This is a genomic window from Amycolatopsis sp. NBC_00355 (assembly GCF_036104975.1).
In the GTDB taxonomy this organism is placed as follows: Bacteria; Actinomycetota; Actinomycetes; order Mycobacteriales; family Pseudonocardiaceae; genus Amycolatopsis.
Map to the genome: position 1 here is coordinate 7,254,226 of NZ_CP107982.1, position 15,477 is coordinate 7,269,702.

Here is a 15,477-nt window from a genome sequence, read left to right on the forward strand (position 1 = left end):
TCATCATGATCGTGCTCACCGGGGCGACCGGGCTGGTCGGCCGCCTGCTCGCCACCGAACTCGAGGACCACGGCGTCCGCGCCATCACACGCTCGCCACTCGGTCCGGGCTTCCCGCCTGGCGTCGAGGTCGTCGAAGGCGACCCGCAACGGCCGGCGACTCTGGAGAAGGCGTTGCGCGGTGCGGACGCACTCTTCCTGCACTCACGCGCGGTGGGTGACGCCGCGTACGACGTCGTCGCATTGGCCCGGGAACTCGGTGTCCGCCGGGTGGTCGCGCTCGCCGCGGCCAACGTGGACGACCGGCCCGACGCGCAGCCGTCGCGGTTCCGCGGCGACCGCAACAAGGAGGTCGATGACGCGGCCGCGTCGAGCGGGCTGGAATGGGTCAGCTTGCGACCCAGTTCCTTCGCGCTCAACGCCCTCACCGCGTGGGGCGGCCAGATCCGCGCCGGTGACGACGTCCGTTACGTCTACGCCGCCTTCGAGGAGTCGCCACTCCACGAGCGTGACCTCGTCGAGGTGCTGGGAAAGGCGCTCCTCGACGACGACCTGCTCGGCCGCCGCATCGATCTCACCGGCCCGGAATCGCTGTCCCACGAGGAAATGGTCCGGCAGATCGGGGTCGCGCTCGGAAGGTCGTTGCGATTCCACGAGATCCCGGCTCTCGTTGCGGCGAAAGGCATGCTGGCCAACGGTTTGCCGGAACCGTTCGTCACGGCGATGATGGCCCGTTACGCCGCGCACCTCGTGCGGCCGCAGTTTCCCCCGGCACCGGAGGTCGAGAAGATCCTCGGCCGGCCGGCGCGCACCTTCGCCGAGTGGGCGGCCGACCATGCGGCCGAGTTCGGGGCGCGACAACGAAGTTGACGCTCTTCGCCGCGTCCGGGCGGACCGGTGCACACGTGCTCGACCAAGCACTGTCAGCCGGGCACGAAGTCACGGCGGTGGCGCGGAATCCCGACGCCGTCACGGCGCCCATTCAGATCGTCCGTGTGGACCTGGCCGCACCCGATCCGCTGGCGCTCAAGTCCGCAGTGGACGGTTGCGACGCCGTGATCTTCGCGCTGGGTCGGCGACACCCGGCGAGTACGGCGTCGCGTCAAGCGATACTCGCGCCATCGTGGAGGCGATGGTGGCGGCCGGGGTGCCGCGGCTGGTCGTCGTGAGCGTCGCCGGCGTCTCGACGATTCCGACGCCGAGCCGCCTGGACCCGCCGAAGCGGGCCCGGGAATGGGTTCTTCGCGCGGACAGTGCTCTCGCCGCCGCCGAACCTGCGGTTGCGGAAGCACTACGAGGATGTCGCCCTGATGGAACACGAGCTGCGGATGAGCGGCTGCCGTTGTTGAACGGAACGACAAGTCGCCGGTCGGGCACTACGGATCGCCTGCGAGCTGAGCGTCCACGGTGGCTTCCGGATCACGCGGGCGGATGCGGCACATTTCGCGCTCCGTGCGCTCGGTTTGCCCGAAACCGTGCGGCACTCCGTCGCCGTGGCGTACTGAAAGGAGTTCTATGAACACTGCTTTCCTGGTCGTCTCGCTGTTCGGGGTGGCGCTTAACGGCTTCTCCGGGATCGCGGCCCTGGTGCACTTCAAACCGATCCTGTCGAGCATGACCGCCGCCGGGGTGCCGGAGTCGTGGCTGACCTTTCCCATCGGCACGCTCAAGACAGCGGGTGCGCTCGGCCTGCTGGCCGGAGTGCGGTGGCCGCCTGTCGGAGCGGCCGCCGCGGCCGGGTTGGTGCTGTTCTTCGTCTGCGCCGTCTACACGCACATCCGGGCGGGTGACTACTCCGGCCAGTTCGGCCTGGCGAACGGCTTTCTCGCGGTGAACGCCGCCGCCTTGGGGGTCGCGCTCGCGGTCTAGGGTCGACGCGAAACCGGTATCTGGGAGCCGGTAACTCGGAGAAGGAGTGAGATGGGAAAGGTCACGGCCACCGCGGAGCGGACGATCGACGCCCCGGCCGACAAGGTGCGCGCGCTCGTCGCGGACTACGCCGAAACGCGCCCGAAGCTGCTCACCGAGCACTACCGCGACTACGAGGTGACCGAGGGCGGCGTCGGTGCCGGGACCAAGGCGGGCTGGAAGCTGCAGGCGACCTCCAAGCGCGTGCGCGACGTCAAGGCCACGGTCAGCGAGCCGAAGCCCGGCACGCTGGTCGAAACCGACGCGAACTCCAGCATGGTCACCACCTGGACCGTCAGCGAAGCCGGCGAGAAGAGCCTGGTCCGGATCGAGACCAGCTGGGACGGCGCCGGCGGCGTCGGCGGGTTCTTCGAGAAGACGTTCGCGCCCGGCGGGCTCAAGAAGATCTACGACGGCGTCCTCGGCAAGCTCGCCGAAATCGTGTGACGGTGAGCAGGGGACGCGGCCGGGTGTGACCCGTCACAATCGGAATGTGCGCCCCGCTTACCTGGTTGTACCGGGAGAAATCCGGGGCGCCTGCCCCGGTTGACGTCTCGACTTGAGGAGTTCGACGGTGAACGCACCCGCCCAGGCGACCGAAATCCGGCTCGCTTCCCGCCCGCACGGTGTCCCCACGGACGAAAACTTCGCCATCGTGGACACGGAGATCCCCAGCCCGGGCGAGGGCCAGATCCTGGTGCGCAACCTGATCATGAGCGTCGACCCGGCAATGCGTGGGCGCATGCGCGATGTGAAGTCGTACGCGCCGCCGTTCGCGGTCGGCGAAGTGATGCACGGCGGTGCGGTCGGCGAGGTCGTCGAGTCGAACGTCGACGGCGTCAAGCCGGGTGATCACGTGCTGCATCAGGCCGGCTGGCGCACCCACACCGTGCTCGACGCGAAGCGGTTCGTGAAGGTGGACGCGTCCGCCGCGCCGCTGTCGACCTACCTCGGGGTGCTGGGTATGCCGGGGCTGACCGCGTACGCGGGGCTGCTGGAGTCGGCCGAGTTCAAGCCGGGGGACACGGTGTTCGTGTCCGGTGCGGCCGGTGCCGTCGGCTCGCTGGTCGGCCAGCTCGCGAAGCTGAAGGGCGCCAAGCGCGTCATCGGCTCGGCCGGGTCGCCGGAGAAGGTCCGGCACCTGATCGACGACCTCGGTTTCGACGCCGCCTTCAACTACAAGGACGGCCCGGTCGCGGAGCAGTTGCACAAGGCCGCACCCGAGGGCATCGACGTCTACTTCGACAACGTCGGCGGCGAGCACCTCGAGGCCGCGATCGACGCGATCACCCTGCACGGACGGATCGCCGTCTGCGGGATGATCTCCCAGTACAACGCCACCGAGCCGACGCCGGCGCCGCGCAACCTCTCGCAGATCATCGCCAAGCGGATCACCATCCGCGGCCTGCTGGTGATCGACCACTGGGGGCTGCAGGAGCAGTTCGTCAGCGAGATCGCGCCGCTGGTGAACTCCGGTCAGATCAAGTACTCGGAGACGGTCGTCGACGGCATCCGCAACGCGCCGGAGGCGTTCCTGGGCCTGCTGTCCGGCGCCAACACCGGCAAGATGCTGGTCCGGATCGCGGACTGACCCGGCGGCCCAGCCAGCGGTTGACCACACGGGCGACCCGGCGGACCACCTCGGCGGACCGACGAAGCGGCTGACCCGGCGGGTCAATCCGGCTGGCGAACCGCGCGGGCTAATCGGCGGACACGTCCGCGGGCTACCCGCGCGGGCCGACCGGGCGGGCTGGCCAAGCGGACGGGGCGACCACGCGGGCTGGTTCGGCGGGCTGACTGAGCGGGCCAACCCGGCGGCCTGACCGAGCGGGCCAACCCGGCGGACTGCCCCAGGGGGGCGGACCCAGGGGAGCTGACTCAGCGGACCAACCCGGCAGCCCGACCGAACGGGGCTAACCCAGCAGGTCAGCCAGCTCCGGCAGGGTCGACGCCGTGTAAGTCGGCGCGGGCGAGCCCGGCAGTGGGCGGACGCCGGGGCGGGTCAGCAATGCCGTCTGCATGCCCGCTGCCTGGGCGCCCGCGATGTCCCAGTCGTGGGCGGCGATCATCACCGCGTCGCGCGGCTGTAGCGCGTACGCGTCGAGGACCTGCCGGTAGGGCTCTGGTGCCGGTTTGAGGCGGCCTGCCTGCTCGGCCGAGAAGATCCGGTCGAGCAGTGGGGCCAGGCCGGAGTTCTGCAGCTGGGCCTCGGCCGTGGCTAGTGGGGAGTTCGTCAGTGCGACGACGTCGTGGCCTGCTTTGCGCAGCTTGGTCAGGCCTTCCGCGACGTCCGGGTGGGCCGGGAGGGAGCGCAGACCCTCGCCGATCGCGGTGAGTTGGCCCGGTGTCAGCTCGCGGCCGTGGCGGGCGGCGATCTCCGCGGCTGCTTGGCCGGCGATGCCCGCGAAGTCGCGGTAGCCGCCTGACGCCGTCACCGTCAGCACCGTGTGGATGGCCAGCCCGAACCACTCGCGCCGTAGTTCGGGGCTGCCGATGGTCTCGTCGAGCGCGGCGAGGTCGAGCAGGGTCTCGTTGACGTCGAAGACGCACAGCATGGGTTCAGTATTGCTTGGTCCGGGCGCCTTCGGTGAGTCTCGCGTCCAGCTCGTCCACCGACTCCGTCAGGGACAGCTGATCCCGCAGGATCGTGCCCAGGGACGGCAGCGTCGAGCGCTCCGGCCACGTCTCCGGCTTCCACAGCGAAGACCGCAGGAACGCCTTCGCGCAGTGCATGAACAGCTCTTCGACCTCGACGACCACCGCGAGGCGCGGGCGTGCCCTTGACGACCAGGTCGTCGAAGTACGGTGCGTCGGACACCAGCGTCGCGCGGCCGTTGACCCGCAGGGTCTCGTTCATGCCCGGGACCAGGAACAACAACCCCGCGTGCGGGTTGTCGAGGATGTTGCGGAAGCTGTCGACCAGCTTGTTGCCGGGCCGGTCCGCGAGGACCAGTGTCCGGTCGTCGAGCACCAGCACCGAGCCCGCCGGGTCGCCGCGGGGTGAGACGTCGCAGCTGCCGTCCGGTGCCGACGTCGCCAGCAGCACGAACGGCGAATGCGCGATCAGGTTCCGGGCGTGGTCGTCGATGTGGCCGAGGACCTTCTGCTTCGTCGTCGGCGAGGACTCGCCGATGAGTTCCCGCAGGGCCTCGTGGCTGTCGATGATGCTCCCCATGACGCCAAGCTAGCCGACGGTCCGGCCCGTGATCGCGATCCGCGCGGCCTCCGTGGACTTCGCCACGACCTGGTCCACCGAATACCCGTGCTTCACGAAGATGCCGTCCAGCTGGAACGTGCCGTAGCCGTGGGCCTGGGTGAACAGCTGCTCCATCAGCTCCAGCGCCGTGCCCGGGTCCGGGGCGACCGTCAGGCACAGCATCAGGAACTGGTCGGTCAGCCGCCGGGTCTGCTCGTGCAGCTCCGCGTGGTCCGGGCCCTGCAGGCCGTCGGCGTAGATGACGTTCATCCCGGCCCGCCGCTCGATCAGGTAGCGCGTGTAGGCGCCGGCCGCCGCGGCCAGGGCGTCCACCGGGTCGTCGTGGGCGGCGGCCGCTTCCGTGACGCGCTCGGCGAGCTGGCAGGCGACGTGGCACGCGACCTCGGCCAGCAGGCTCTCCCGCGTCGCGAAGTGGCGGTAGGGCGCGCCGGGACTGACCTGGGCGCGCTTGGCCACCTGGGCCACCGAGAACCCGGCCAGGCCGTGCTCGGCGATCAGGTCCAGGGAGACGCGCACGAGCTCTCCTCGCAGGTCACCGTGGTGGTACTTGCCGCCCATGGCGTGGCTCACATCTTCCGATCGGAATATGTAAGAGCCCTCTCACGTAGTTCGATGTAAGAGGCCACTTACAACGGGTCTCGTTCACACGGTACTTCTTTTGGAGGGTTTCATGAGCACGACCACGCACGCCATCGCCGCACCGGCGCCGGGCGCGCCGCTCGCGCCGACCACGATCGAGCGCCGTGACCTGCGTCCGAACGACGTCCTGATCGACATCGCCTTCGCCGGCATCTGCCACAGCGACATCCACCAGGCGAAGGAAGACTGGGGCCAGGCGATCTTCCCGATGGTCCCGGGCCACGAGATCGCCGGTGTGGTCGCCGCGGTCGGTTCGGACGTCACCAAGTACCAGGTCGGCGACCGCGTGGGCGTCGGCTGCATGGTCGACTCCTGCGGCGAGTGCGAGTACTGCCGGGCCGGCACCGAGCAGTTCTGCGTCAAGGGCAACATCCAGACGTACAACGGCGTCGGCTTCGACGGCGAGAACACCTACGGCGGCTACAGCAACCAGATCGTCGTGAAGGACGCCTTCGTCTGCGGCATCCCGGAAGGCATCGACCTCGACGTCGCCGCGCCGCTGCTGTGCGCCGGCATCACCACCTACTCCCCGCTGCACCACTGGGGCGCCGGCCCCGGCAAGAAGGTCGCCGTGATCGGCCTCGGCGGGCTCGGGCACATGGGCGTCAAGATCGCCGCCGCGATGGGCGCCGAGGTGACCGTGCTGAGCCAGAGCCTCAAGAAGCAGGAGGACGGCCTCAAGCTCGGCGCGACCGACTACTACGCGACCAGTGACGAGTCGACGTTCGACGTCCTCAAGGGCAAGTTCGACGTCATCCTCAACACCGTGTCGGCGAAGCTGCCGATCGACGCCTACCTCGGCCTGCTGAAGGTCGGCGGCGCGATGGTCAACGTCGGCGCACCCGGCGAGCCGCTGAACTACAACGCCTTCTCGCTGCTGGGCGGCAACAAGGTGCTGGCCGGGTCGATGATCGGCGGCATCGCCGAGACCCAGGAGATGCTCGACTTCTGCGCCGAGCACCACATCGGTGCCGAGATCGAGGTCATCTCGGCCGACAAGGTCAACGAGGCCTACGAGCGCGTCGAGAACTCCGACGTGCGCTACCGGTTCGTCATCGACGCGGCCACCATCGGCGCGTGACGGACGGGCACGGCAACCGCGTCAGAACACCACGGTGCGGTTGCCGTGCACCAGGACCCGGTTCTCCAGGTGCCAGCGCAGGCCGCGGGCGAGGGTGACCTTCTCGATGTCGCGGCCCTTGCGGACCATGTCCTCGACCGAGTCGCCGTGGTCCACGCGGATCACGTCCTGGTCGATGATCGGGCCCGCGTCGAGGTCCGCGGTGACGTAGTGGCAGGTCGCGCCGACGAGCTTGACGCCGCGCGTGTGCGCCTGGTGGTACGGCTTCGCGCCGATGAACGACGGCAGGAAGCTGTGGTGGATGTTGATCGCCCGGCCGGCCCAAGCGCGGCACAGTCCGGCGGGCAGGATCTGCATGAACCGGGCCAGCACCACCGCGTGCGGGTCGTGCTCGTCGACCAGCTTGCGGACCTCTTCGAACGCTTCGGCCTTGCCGCCGGCCGGAAACGGCACGTGGTGGAACGGGATGCCGTGCGCGCGGGTGATGTCGGCGAGCGACTCGTGGTTGCCGATCACCGCCGAGACGTCGACGTCGAGCTCGCCGGACGCGACGCGGCCGAGCAGGTCGTACAGGCAGTGCCCGGCCTTCGACACCAGCACGACCGCGCGGCGCCGTTCACCGGTGTCGCTGACCTGCCAGCTCGACTCCGCGGACAGGTCCGCGGCCACTTCGGCGAACCGGGCCCGCAGCCCGGTCGCGTCGAACGGCAGCGAGTCCGCGCGGACGACCTGGCGGGTGAAGAACCAGCCCGTGTCCGGGTCGGTGTGGTAGGCCGCTTCGACGATCCAGCCGCCGTGTTCGGCGAGGAACCCGGAGATCCGGGCGATGATGCCGGTGCGGTCGGGGCAGCCGAAGGTGATGACGTAGCGGCGTTCGGGAGCGGTCACGCCGGATATTGTCCCCCGCCGGAGTTCAGGGGGCCGCCAGCGGTGCGAGCAGCGCCGGGTCCCCGCTGACCTCGGCGTGGTGCGCCCGCCCCCACAGCGCGCGGTAGACGTCGTCGGCGTCGCCGCGCAGTTCGGCGTCCGGGGTGCCCGGTGGTACCGGCCGCGCGTGTTCGCCGGGGGCCAGCCGCAGGGCCCACGTGCGGCCGGGTGTCGTGAAGTGGATGATCCCGGCTTTTTCGTAGCGCGGCGAGCGTTGCGGGACGAGGAACGTCAGGTACTCGTCGACGCCGTCGGCCGCGAACGCCGGCGAGTACTTCGTGGCCGGCCGCGGGTCGAGCGCGGATTCCGCGTCGAGGCGGTGGATCGCGGCTTCGTGCGCCATCCGCCGCGTCCAGTCGCCGACGCTCACCGCGACGCCCGGGAACGGCGAGCGCGCCGGTGTCTCCGGTGGCTGGGAAAGGGCTTCGCGCATCGCCAGGCGCTGGCCGTCCCACCAGCCGAGCAGCTCGTCCCAGTCGTCGGGCGGGGCCGGTTCGGCCGAGGTGTTCAGCGCCGTCGCGACGGCGAAGCAGTGCACCCACGCCACGTGCCGCACCAGGTCATGGACAGTCCACTTCGGACAGTTCCGGACCGGGGCCGACGGCCCGGCGGTCAGCGCCGCCCGCTTCAGCGCGTCGGCGTGGACGTCGATCGCCTCCAGGAACTCCATGCGCCGACCGTAGCCGCCGCCCGGCTTCGATCGCGAGCACCAGAGCAAGCCCGAGGCCGAAGGACAGCAACAGGCCCTTCGCCGGCTCGTCGGCGAAGGCCACACCGCCGGCGAGCCCGATCAGCACGCTGTAGACCGCCCAGATCGCCGCACCGGCCGCGTCCACCAGCACGAACCGGGCCACCGGGTAACCGAGGCTGCCGTTCGCCAGCGCGCTCGCTACGCGCCCGCCGGGCAGGTAGCGGGCGGCGATGATCAGCAGACCGCCGTTGCGCCGCACCTGGTCCCGCGCCCACTCGTACCGCCGCCGTCCGTTCGGCCCGCGTTCCAGCCGCGCGATCGCCCGCGGCCCGGCCGAGCGCCCGATGGCGTACCCGAGGCAGTCACCCGTCCACGCCCCGCCGGCGGCGATCGCGGCGAGCAGCGCCAGCTGCGCGGGATCCGGCCCGAACAGGACGGCGACGGTCACGACGGTCGTCTCGCTCGGCATGAACGGCAGCAGCGCGTCCGACCCGGACACCGCGAAGACGAGCACCCACAGCCACGGCGAGCCCAGCGCGCCGCGCAGCAGCTCGGTGACGTGCCCCAGGAGTTCCACGCGTTCATGGTGATCACCGCAGGTCACCCGCGGGTGACGCAGCGGGGTGCGGCCGGTGAACAAGCAGTTCTAGGGGGCGACCGGGGCGACGGCGGCCCACGGCACGGTCAGCTCGCCGAGCCGGATGCGCCCCGGCGGCCCCAGCACCGGCCAGCCGCGGGAACCCAGCAGCCGCACCGTTTCCAGCCAGCGGGACCGGGCGCCGAACGCCTGGTGCGGGGCCGCGGCCGCCCAGCAGGCGTCCAGGGTGGACAGCAGGTCGTGGACGCGCTCGCCCGGGACGTTGCGGTGGATCAGCGCCTTCGGCAGCCGCTCGGCCACCGTCGACGGCCGGTCCAGCCCCGCGAGCCGGACCGACAGCGTCAGCGAGACCGGGCCGTCGCGGGACACCAGGACCCACGTCGAGAGGCGGCCGATCTCGTCGCACGTGCCTTCGACCAGGAGCCCTTCAGGGGGCATCGACTCCAGCATCAGCTGCCACGCGCCCGCGACCTCGTGCTCCGCGTACTGGCGCAGCACGTTGAACGCCCGGACCAGGACCGGGCGCGAACCGGCCAGCTCGAACCCGCCGCGCTGGAACGCAAGCCACGGCGGTGCCGCCGCGGACTGCGCGAAAGCGACCCGCTCGGCGTCCAGTTCCAGGCCCAGTACGCGGACGTCGGGGCGGACGCGGCGCAGCCAGCGGGCCAGCTCCACAGTGGTCACCGGGGACGCGCCGTAGCCGAGGTCGACGACCAGGGGTGAGCCGGCGGCGCGCAGCAAGCGGGTCGTCGGGAGCGCGGTGGCGATCCACCGGTCGACCCGGCGCAGGCGGTTCGGGTTGGTCGTTCCTCGGGTCGGCGCGCCGACCGGGCTCAGGCGGCGTCGGCCAGCCACTTCGCGGAGAATTCGGCTTCGCGGTCCAGCAGCTTCGTGACTTGTTCGGCGATCACGCTCTCCAGCTTCGCGCCGAACAGCGGGATCCGCACGACCACCTCGCCGCTCGTCCGCAGCACCGTCTTGGCGCCGTCGGCCAGCAGCGCGGTCCGCGCGGTGATCTCACCCGGGACGCCGCCGACCTCGACCGCCGCCTTGCCCTGGTACTCGGCGCCGGACGGCTGCCAGATCTGCGTGCGCGTCACGATCAGGTCGCCCTTGTGCAGCGTCCGGACGGCCTGCGGCAGCTTGTCGGCGCTGATGCCCTGCCGCAGCTGGTAGCGCAGGCCCTTCTCGGAGACCTCGTACGACAGCAGGGCCGCGGCGTGCCCGCCCAGCTCCTCGAGGCGCGCCCGCAGGGCTTCTTCACCGGCCACGGCGGTGTACGCGGCCGCGACGTCGGCGGAGAAGTCAGCACGGTGCTCGATCCGGGATCCCATGGGCCGGACAGTACCGTCAGGCGCGTGAACCCCGCCCGAACTCCCGCACTCCCGAAGCTCTCCGCGTACACCACGCTGCGCCTCGGCGGTCCGGCCCGCCGGTTCGTCAGCGCCGCGACCAGCGAAGATCTCGTCGCCGCGGTCCGCGAGGCCGACGCGGCGGGCAAGCCGGTGCTGCTGCTCGGCGGCGGCTCGAACCTGGTGGTCGGCGACGCGGGTTTCGCGGGCACCGTCGTCGAGGTGGCGAACACCGGCTGGCGGCGTGCCGGCGCGATCGTCGACGTCGAGGCCGGCCAGAACTGGGACGCCTTCGTCGCCGGGCTGGTCGAGGCCGGGCTGGGCGGGCTCGAATGCCTCTCCGGCATCCCCGGCAGCGTCGGTGCGACGCCGATCCAGAACGTCGGCGCGTACGGCTGCGAAGTCGCCGAGTCGATCGTCTCGCTGGAGCTGTACGACCGCGTGACGCGCGAAGTGCGCACGCTCAAGGCCGACGAGCTCGGCTTCGCCTACCGCACCAGCATCCTCAAGGGAACCGACACCGGGGTCGTGCTCTCGGTCCGCTTCGAGGTCCGCGAAGACGGCCTTTCCGCGCCGGTCCGCTACGCCGAACTCGCCCGCACGCTCGGCGTCGAGATCGGCTCGCGCGTCCCGGCGGCCGACGCGCGCGAAGCCGTCCTGGGGCTGCGTCGCGGCAAGGGCATGGTGCTCGACCCGGCCGACCACGACACGTGGAGCGCGGGCTCGTTCTTCACCAACCCGATCGTCCCGGCGGCCGACGCCGAGGCCGTCCTGGCCCGCATCGCGGAGAGCGTCGAGGGTGCCGCCCCGCAGTACCCGGCCGACGGCGGGACCAAGCTGTCCGCGGCCTGGCTGATCGAGCGCGCCGGCTTCGCCAAGGGGTACCCCGGGCCGGGGAGCCGCGTCTCCCTGTCGACCAAGCACACGCTCGCGCTGACCAACCGCGGCGAGGCGACGACGGAGGATCTGCTCGCCCTGGCCCGCGAGGTGCGCGACGGCGTCCACGAGCGCTTCGGCGTCCGCCTGCACCCCGAACCGCTCTTGATCAACTGCGTCATTTGAGCCGAAACGGGCAACCTGGACGTGTATCGGACGTCTTTGTCGACAACGGTGACGTGCACCTGATCGGCTGGTCTTTACCTTTCGGCGGGTAACGTCAGGCGGGTCACCAGCGCTAAGGGCGTGGAACCTGCTGGTCAGTGGGGGAACTCGGGAGGATTTCGTGATCGAACGGCGCTTGGTCTTCAAGGCGGCTCTCGCGGCGGGGGCCGCTGTGGTCGTCGCGGCGTGTTCGGGCACGAACGACGGCACCGCGCTGCCCACCGGGGCGGCGAACGCCGACGGCGAGGGCGGCGGCGCGCAGCCGGTGGCGAAGATCACGGCCGAGCCGGCCGCCGACGCCAAGGACGCCTCGGTCCTCAAGCCCGTCGTGCTCAAGGTCGCCGACGGCAAGCTCACCGAGTGCAAGGTCACCGCCGACGGCGGCAAGGACCTCAAGGGTGACACCTCGCCCGACGGCCTCACCTGGACCAGCTCCGAGCCGCTCGGCTACGGCAAGAAGTACACCTACGCGGCCAAGGCCACCGGCAGCGACGGCAAGCCGGTCGAGTTCACCGGCACGTTCAGCACGGTCAGTCCGGCGAAGCAGGTCCGCGCCACGCTCAACCCGGCCGACAACGCCCAGGTCGGCGTGGCCATGCCGATCAGCGTCAAGTTCGCGTCGCCGGTCAAGGACCGCGCGGCCGTCGAGAAGGCCCTGTCCGTGAAGACGGACAAGACCGTCGAAGGCGCCTGGGGCTGGCTGTCCGACAGCCAGGTCGACTACCGGCCCAAGGAGTACTGGCCGCAGAACATCACGGTGAACGTCGAGGCGAAGCTGTACGGCGTCGAGCTGGGCGGCGGCGCGTACGGCAAGGCCGACGTCACCACGAAGTTCAAGATCGGCCGCAACCAGGTGGTCAAGGTCAACACCCCCGAGCACCAGATGCACGTCTACCGCGGTGGTGCGCAGGTCAAGAGCTACCCGTGCGCGAACGGGCTGGACGCCGAGGTCGACCGCAACACCCCGAACGGCACCTACATCGTGATGAGCAAGGAGCCGACGGCGGTCTTCGACAACGCCCGCTACGGCTACACGAACGTCAACAAGAAGTGGGCCTGCCGGTTCTCCAACCACGGCGAGTACATCCACGAGAACCAGGACAACGCGGCCAACATCGGGAAGACCAACAACTCCCACGGCTGCGTCAACCTGCTCGAGGCCGACGCCAAGGACTACTTCGACTCCGCACTGGTCGGCGACCCGGTCGAGATCACCGGCTCCAAGCTGGGCGCGCCGATGGCCTCGGACGTCAAGGACTGGAACTACTCCTGGTCGGCTTGGCAGGCGCTGGGCGCCAAGTAGCCGATGCGGACCGAAGTCGTCGGACACGGCGGGACGCGCCTCGGCCTGCGGGTCGAGGGTGCGGAGAACAGCAGGCCGATCGTGTTCGTGCACGGCTGGGCGCAGTCGTCCGGCTGCTGGGCCGCGCAGCTCGCCGACCCGGCGCTGACCGAGCGGTTCCGCCTGGTCGCGATGGACCTGCGCGGGCACGGCGCGTCCGACGTCCCGGCCACGGGGTACGACGACCCGGTGGTCTGGGCCGACGACCTCGCCGCGGTGCTCGACTTCGCCGGCCCTGGCGCGATCGTCGTCGCCTGGTCCTACGGCGGTCTGGTGCTGACCGACCACATCCGGGTGCACGGCACCGCACGGCTGCGCGGGCTCGTGCTCGTCGGCGCGATCACCGAGATCGGCCCGGACCGGCCGGGCGGGACCATCGGCTCGCTGATGCGGGAGCACATGCGCGCGATGCTTTCGGACGATCCGGACATCGCGCTCCCGGCGCTCACGGCGTTCAGCCGCGACATGGTGACCCGGCCGATCCCCGGTACCCAGGCCCAAGCCCTGCTCGGCGCTTCTCTCAGCGTGCCGCCCGCGGTGCGGTCCGCCCTCTTCCGGCGGAACATCGGCAGTGAAGAAGTGCTGGCCACGGTCGACAAGCCGGCCCTGGTCCTGCACGGCTCGAGCGATCGGGTGATCGACGCCGCGGCGATGAAGTACGCCGTCGGGAAGATTCCGGGGGCCACCGGACGTTGGTTCCTTGGCGGGGGTCATGCGCCCTTCGCCGAGACCGCGGACGAGTTCGACGCGGTGCTCCGGCAGTTCGCCGAGGAATGCTGACGTAGAACGCGGGAGACGAGACAGGTGACCAGCTCCATCCGGGGGTTCCGTGCTGCGCCGCGCCGGGTAGCGGTGCTGTCCGTGCACACTTCGCCGCTCGAACAGCCAGGGACCGGCGACGCGGGCGGGATGAACGTCTACGTCAGCCAGACGGCGACCGAGATGGCCCGCCGCGGGGTCGAGATCGAGGTGTTCACCCGCGCGACGGCGTCGGACCAGCCGCCGAAGGTCGAGCTGGCGCCGGGCGTGACCGTCCGGCACGTGCAGGCGGGGCCCTTCGAGCCGCTGAGCCGCGACGAGCTGCCCGCGCAGCTGTGCGCGTTCACCTCCGGCGTGCTGCGCACCGAGGCGTTCCACGAGCCCGGCTACTACGACCTCATCCACTCGCACTACTGGCTCTCGGGCCAGGTCGGCTGGCTCGCCCGCGACCGCTGGTCCGTGCCGCTGGTGCACACCGCGCACACCCTGGCGAAGGTGAAGAACGCCGCGCTCGCCGAGGGTGACAAGCCCGAGCCGCGCCTGCGCGTGATCGGCGAGGAGCAGGTCGTCGCGGAGGCGGACAGGCTGGTCGCCAACACCCCGGTCGAAGCGCGGCAGCTCATCGACCTCTACGGCGCCGAGCCGCACGCGGTGCACGCCGTGCCGCCGGGTGTCGACCTCGAACGCTTCACCCCCGGGCCGAAGAACCTCGCACGCGCCGAGCTCGGGCTGCCCGACGACGCCGTCGTGCTGGCGTTCGCCGGCCGGATCCAGCCGCTGAAGGCGCCGGACGTCCTGCTGTACGCCGCCGAAGCGCTGCTGCGACGGCGGCCCGAACTGGCGTCGAAGCTGATCGTGCTGATCGTCGGCGGGCCGTCCGGCACCGGGCTGGAGCAGCCGCAGGCGCTGCGCGAACTCGCCGTGTCGCTCGGCATCGAGCGGCAGGTCCGGTTCCTGCCGCCGCAGCCGGGCGAGGCGCTCGCCCGGGTCTTCCGCGCCGCCGACGTCGTCGCGGTGCCCAGCTACAACGAGTCGTTCGGGCTGGTCGCGCTGGAGGCGCAGGCCTGCGGGACGCCGGTGGTCGCCGCCGACGTCGGCGGGTTGCCGATGGCGGTGCCGCACGGCGTCTCCGGGCTGCTGGTGCCGGGGCACGGCGCCGACGAGTGGGCGGACGCGCTGGCCGCGATCGCGCTGCGCCCCGACCGGTGCGCCGAGCTCGGCGCCAACGCCGCCCTGCACGCGCGGCACTTCTCCTGGCGTCGTACGACGGACGCGCTGCTCGACATCTATGCTCAGGCCACCAGCGCGTTCTCCCGCGCCCTGGAGCTGCGCGCGGAGGTGGCGGTGTGAGTCTCGACGAGCTGATCAAGTCCACTTTGGACGAAGCGGGGCTCGAGTACGACCGGCGTGGCCCGGGAAAGTACTTCGTCACGCTGCCGGGCACGAAGAAGCTGCAGACCAACGCGTGGCTCGTCGACGGCGACCACGCGTTCTCCGTGGAAGCGTTCGTCTGTCGGCGTCCCGACGAGTCCCATGAGGACGTTTACCGGTTCCTGTTGCAGCGCAACGCGAAGCTCTACGGCGTGCACTACACAGTGGACAATCTCGGCGACATCTACCTGGTCGGCCGGTTCGGCAAGGAGACGCTGAGCGCCGACGAGCTCGACAAGGTGCTCGGCCAGGTCCTCGAGGCCGCCGACGGCGACTTCAACACGCTGCTGGAGATCGGCTTCGCGACGTCGATCAAGCGCGAGTGGGACTGGCGCGTCTCCCGCGGCGAGTCCCTGGCCAACCTCGAGGCGTTCAAGCACCTCGTCGGACCCGCGAAGCCGCACGAACCCGGCTTGACCGAGTCGTGACCCG

18 protein-coding genes and 1 pseudogene are annotated in these 15,477 nt (G+C 70.8%); 11 read left to right on the plus strand and 8 right to left on the minus strand.

Annotation, left to right across the window (positions count from 1 at the left end; genetic code table 11):
- The first annotated feature begins 5 nt into the window (after positions 1-5).
- The 5 genes from OHS18_RS33220 (at position 6) to OHS18_RS33235 (ending at position 3,498) form a co-directional block, all read left to right on the plus strand.
- Positions 6-869, plus strand: coding sequence for an SDR family oxidoreductase (locus OHS18_RS33220; protein WP_328613509.1), 864 nt, complete (start codon positions 6-8; stop codon positions 867-869).
- Complete coding sequence (locus OHS18_RS48630; protein WP_442875297.1) at positions 821-1,168, plus strand: NAD(P)H-binding protein; 348 nt, start codon at positions 821-823, stop codon at positions 1,166-1,168. Before OHS18_RS33220 ends, OHS18_RS48630 begins: the two co-directional genes overlap by 49 nt.
- Before the next feature lie 346 nt (positions 1,169-1,514).
- Positions 1,515-1,868, plus strand: coding sequence for a DoxX family protein (locus OHS18_RS33225; protein ID WP_328613510.1), 354 nt, complete (start codon positions 1,515-1,517; stop codon positions 1,866-1,868).
- 51 nt (positions 1,869-1,919) lie between these two features.
- The gene (locus tag OHS18_RS33230; RefSeq protein ID WP_247060238.1) at positions 1,920-2,354 is read left to right on the plus strand and encodes an SRPBCC family protein; all 435 of its coding nucleotides are present in this window, start codon (positions 1,920-1,922) and stop codon (positions 2,352-2,354) included.
- A 127-nt stretch (positions 2,355-2,481) separates the two neighbouring features.
- Positions 2,482-3,498: an NADP-dependent oxidoreductase gene (locus OHS18_RS33235; RefSeq protein WP_328613511.1), complete on the plus strand. Its 1,017-nt coding sequence runs from the start codon at positions 2,482-2,484 to the stop codon at positions 3,496-3,498.
- A gap of 322 nt (positions 3,499-3,820) precedes the next feature.
- On the opposite strand, the gene OHS18_RS33240 is transcribed toward OHS18_RS33235, so the two are convergent.
- From OHS18_RS33240 to OHS18_RS33250, 3 genes and pseudogenes are all read right to left on the minus strand, one after another.
- Positions 3,821-4,462, minus strand: a complete 642-nt coding sequence (locus OHS18_RS33240) for a haloacid dehalogenase type II (RefSeq protein ID WP_328613512.1) — start codon at positions 4,460-4,462, stop codon at positions 3,821-3,823.
- 4 nt (positions 4,463-4,466) lie between these two features.
- A pseudogene (locus OHS18_RS33245) lies at positions 4,467-5,082 on the minus strand (pyridoxamine 5'-phosphate oxidase family protein).
- A gap of 9 nt (positions 5,083-5,091) precedes the next feature.
- A complete protein-coding gene (locus OHS18_RS33250; RefSeq protein WP_328613513.1) occupies positions 5,092-5,694 on the minus strand; it encodes a TetR/AcrR family transcriptional regulator in 603 nt (200 codons plus the stop codon).
- A 100-nt stretch (positions 5,695-5,794) separates the two neighbouring features.
- On the opposite strand from OHS18_RS33250, the gene OHS18_RS33255 reads away from it, so the two are divergent.
- Positions 5,795-6,844 (plus strand): NAD(P)-dependent alcohol dehydrogenase, encoded by a 1,050-nt coding sequence (locus OHS18_RS33255; protein ID WP_328445901.1) that lies wholly within the window; start codon positions 5,795-5,797, stop codon positions 6,842-6,844.
- A 21-nt stretch (positions 6,845-6,865) separates the two neighbouring features.
- On the opposite strand, the gene purU is transcribed toward OHS18_RS33255, so the two are convergent.
- The 5 genes from purU to OHS18_RS33280 form a co-directional block, all read right to left on the minus strand.
- Entirely contained in the window at positions 6,866-7,732 is an 867-nt protein-coding gene (purU, locus tag OHS18_RS33260; protein WP_328613514.1) for a formyltetrahydrofolate deformylase, read from the minus strand.
- 25 nt (positions 7,733-7,757) lie between these two features.
- Positions 7,758-8,441, minus strand: coding sequence for a maleylpyruvate isomerase family mycothiol-dependent enzyme (locus tag OHS18_RS33265; protein WP_328613515.1), 684 nt, complete (start codon positions 8,439-8,441; stop codon positions 7,758-7,760).
- On the minus strand, positions 8,332-9,039 hold the full coding sequence (locus OHS18_RS33270) for a DedA family protein (protein ID WP_328445895.1): 708 nt from the start codon (positions 9,037-9,039) through the stop codon (positions 8,332-8,334). The genes OHS18_RS33265 and OHS18_RS33270 overlap by 110 nt, the downstream gene beginning before the upstream one ends.
- A gap of 69 nt (positions 9,040-9,108) precedes the next feature.
- The gene (locus OHS18_RS33275) at positions 9,109-9,915 is read right to left on the minus strand and encodes a class I SAM-dependent methyltransferase (protein WP_328613516.1); all 807 of its coding nucleotides are present in this window, start codon (positions 9,913-9,915) and stop codon (positions 9,109-9,111) included.
- Positions 9,894-10,394, minus strand: coding sequence for a DUF2505 domain-containing protein (locus OHS18_RS33280; protein ID WP_328445891.1), 501 nt, complete (start codon positions 10,392-10,394; stop codon positions 9,894-9,896). Before OHS18_RS33280 ends, OHS18_RS33275 begins: the two co-directional genes overlap by 22 nt.
- A 24-nt stretch (positions 10,395-10,418) precedes the next feature.
- On the opposite strand from OHS18_RS33280, the gene OHS18_RS33285 reads away from it, so the two are divergent.
- The 5 genes from OHS18_RS33285 (at position 10,419) to OHS18_RS33305 (ending at position 15,473) form a co-directional block, all read left to right on the plus strand.
- Entirely contained in the window at positions 10,419-11,474 is a 1,056-nt protein-coding gene (locus OHS18_RS33285) for a UDP-N-acetylmuramate dehydrogenase (RefSeq protein ID WP_328613517.1), read from the plus strand.
- A gap of 160 nt (positions 11,475-11,634) precedes the next feature.
- Complete coding sequence (locus tag OHS18_RS33290; protein WP_328445887.1) at positions 11,635-12,816, plus strand: L,D-transpeptidase; 1,182 nt, start codon at positions 11,635-11,637, stop codon at positions 12,814-12,816.
- A 3-nt stretch (positions 12,817-12,819) separates the two neighbouring features.
- A complete protein-coding gene (locus OHS18_RS33295) occupies positions 12,820-13,635 on the plus strand; it encodes an alpha/beta fold hydrolase (protein ID WP_328613518.1) in 816 nt (271 codons plus the stop codon).
- A 24-nt stretch (positions 13,636-13,659) separates the two neighbouring features.
- Positions 13,660-14,964 (plus strand): D-inositol-3-phosphate glycosyltransferase, encoded by a 1,305-nt coding sequence (gene mshA / locus OHS18_RS33300; protein ID WP_328445883.1) that lies wholly within the window; start codon positions 13,660-13,662, stop codon positions 14,962-14,964.
- The gene (locus tag OHS18_RS33305; RefSeq protein ID WP_328613519.1) at positions 14,961-15,473 is read left to right on the plus strand and encodes a YbjN domain-containing protein; all 513 of its coding nucleotides are present in this window, start codon (positions 14,961-14,963) and stop codon (positions 15,471-15,473) included. The genes mshA and OHS18_RS33305 overlap by 4 nt, the downstream gene beginning before the upstream one ends.
- Positions 15,474-15,477 lie beyond the last annotated feature (4 nt).

Excerpts from the sequence above, each read along its gene's own strand:
- OHS18_RS33225 (WP_328613510.1), top strand. The coding sequence starts at position 1,515 with ATGAACACTGCTTTCCTGGTCGTCTCGCTGTTCGGGGTGGCGCTTAAC.
- OHS18_RS33220 (WP_328613509.1), top strand. The coding sequence starts at position 6 with ATGATCGTGCTCACCGGGGCGACCGGGCTGGTCGGCCGCCTGCTCGCC.
- OHS18_RS33295 (WP_328613518.1), top strand. The coding sequence starts at position 12,820 with ATGCGGACCGAAGTCGTCGGACACGGCGGGACGCGCCTCGGCCTGCGG.
- OHS18_RS33230 (WP_247060238.1), top strand. The coding sequence starts at position 1,920 with ATGGGAAAGGTCACGGCCACCGCGGAGCGGACGATCGACGCCCCGGCC.
- OHS18_RS33240 (WP_328613512.1), bottom strand. The coding sequence starts at position 4,462 with ATGCTGTGCGTCTTCGACGTCAACGAGACCCTGCTCGACCTCGCCGCG.
- OHS18_RS33255 (WP_328445901.1), top strand. The coding sequence starts at position 5,795 with ATGAGCACGACCACGCACGCCATCGCCGCACCGGCGCCGGGCGCGCCG.
- OHS18_RS33280 (WP_328445891.1), bottom strand. The coding sequence starts at position 10,394 with ATGGGATCCCGGATCGAGCACCGTGCTGACTTCTCCGCCGACGTCGCG.
- OHS18_RS33265 (WP_328613515.1), bottom strand. The coding sequence starts at position 8,441 with ATGGAGTTCCTGGAGGCGATCGACGTCCACGCCGACGCGCTGAAGCGG.